General features: G+C 35.2%; 2 protein-coding genes. One reads left to right on the top strand and one right to left on the bottom strand.

Annotation, left to right across the window (positions count from 1 at the left end; translation table 11 throughout):
- Positions 1 to 230: hypothetical protein (locus OA91_RS24665; protein ID WP_231870453.1), on the top strand; the 230-nt coding region annotated here is incomplete at its 5' end.
- 335 nt (positions 231 to 565) lie between these two features.
- Here the strand turns inward: OA91_RS24665 and OA91_RS23805 are convergent.
- A partial coding sequence (locus OA91_RS23805) for a WYL domain-containing protein (protein ID WP_157203899.1) occupies positions 566 to 800 on the bottom strand: 235 nt, incomplete at its 5' end.

Below are 800 nucleotides of genomic sequence, written 5' to 3'. Positions count from 1 at the left end.
AAGATAGTCTTGGTTACACGTATGGTAGGAGTTTTGCTAAACTTTTTACAAGTATTCAAGGTGGGGATGTAGAGAATTATAAAGAAGTTAGTCTTTTAGAGGGGAATGAGTTGTTTAAGCTTAATTTATATCCTATTGCCTTTGATTCTACAGATCATGAATTGTGGCATAAAAATAACATTTCTAAGCTAACAGGTTTTGAAAATAAATACCTTTTTAATACATGGTGATTCTTTAATCGCTTTCCTTTTTTTAGTGAATTAATAAAAAAGCCCAATCACAAGTTAATTATTGGTACAGGCGTGAACTACTTACGTGACTTTTTAATGTTTTTTGTAGGCAATGAAAAGGTCGGTAGGTTATGTTCGGGTAACCTTACCCCCTAGTCTGAAGCAAACAAAACTAATAGGGTGTTTTACTGGGTAAAGCTAGATGGGGGTACACTCTTAGTAATTATCCCGTTCTTTAGTGGGAGGTATGGATTGAATAGCAACTATTTATTACAGGAAATGGGACAACGCATCAAATTATTGCTTGTAATGAAATAACCTTAAAGTGCTCTGTATCAACTGTCATCGTATAATTGCACTGCAGCTCTCAGTTTTTCTCGCATCAAGTTACGCAAACTTACGGGCTTCAATACCTCAACATGATTTGCCAAACCCAATAACCATGTTTCAAAATCATAGTTCATAGTAAGGCTAGCTTTTACTAGTAACTTATCCTCCGCATCTGTTCGATAAGTGCTTGTTTGTTGGTTTTTAGCTATGGGTGTTTCCATTATTATTTCGGCAGCAAAG

The organism is Marinomonas sp. SBI8L, assembly GCF_001624705.1.
In the GTDB taxonomy this organism is placed as follows: domain Bacteria; phylum Pseudomonadota; class Gammaproteobacteria; order Pseudomonadales; family Marinomonadaceae; genus Marinomonas.
This window is presented reverse-complemented; position numbering and strand designations above follow the sequence as displayed.